Here is an 845-nt window from a genome sequence, read left to right as displayed (position 1 = left end):
AATTTGGGGGAGCAATTTGTGGGGATCCCTCAGGTATGCTGGGCGTATTTGGCGCTATGCTGATTTGGTTTATCTGGCCTACGAGTATTATGTGCTGGCCATTCCTTATGGCTTAAAGATTGATAACTTCAGTAAGTGGTTAGCGGCAGAGCAAGCCATTTTAAAACAGTTTAATTTACCCTGCCCGGTTGCTACCTTAAATGCAGCAACGGATAACGCCTAAAACGTATTGATTGCAGATGTGTATGCTAAGCAGACACATTTTACAGGAGTTTAGATGCAAAACCCTCAACCGCAGCAACCGCTTTCGACAGATAACAATAGTAACCCTGAGGCCAACAGCTGTTTAGTTGCTAGCGGCTGGCCACTGCGCTGGGAGCTGTTAATGCGTTACCGGCTAATTGAAATTGTCGCGCTATGGGAAGGCCGTTTAACCACGAATCATTTATGTAATAGCTTTGGTATCGCGCGCCAGCAGGCATCAAAAGATATTAATGCCTATTTGCGCGATATTGCGCCGGGTAACCTGGTGTATGACGGTAAGCTAAAAGGTTATAAACCAGCTGCCAATTTTACCCCCAAAGTCACCAGCGGCTTAGCCGATGAATACCTGCATGCGCTGGCCAGCACTAAAGATTTTGCCCACACCTTTAGCCAGCTTGATTTAGGCTTTGCCCATACCGAAATGCTCACGCCACCACTGCGTCAGGTAAACCCGGATATTCTGCGGGCACTGGTACAAGCCGCACGAGACGGTAAAAAGATTGATATGGGTTATGTGTCGCTGACTAGCCCGGATGAAGAAAGCCGTATTATTGCCCCGTGTTCGGCGACAATTAGGATGA

General features: G+C 47.6%; 2 pseudogenes. Both read left to right on the top strand.

Going from position 1 to position 845, the window contains the following annotated elements:
• Window positions 1-223, top strand: a pseudogene (locus A9165_RS16445) (hypothetical protein); the annotation flags it as partial.
• 54 nt (window positions 224-277) lie between these two features.
• Window positions 278-845, top strand: a pseudogene (locus A9165_RS16440) (WYL domain-containing protein); the annotation flags it as partial.

Origin of the sequence: Alishewanella sp. HH-ZS (genome assembly GCF_001704375.1) — a bacterium.
Classification (GTDB): domain Bacteria; phylum Pseudomonadota; class Gammaproteobacteria; order Enterobacterales; family Alteromonadaceae; genus Alishewanella; species Alishewanella aestuarii.
The sequence above is the reverse complement of the archived record's forward strand: the minus strand, read 5'-3'. Positions and strand labels throughout refer to the sequence as shown.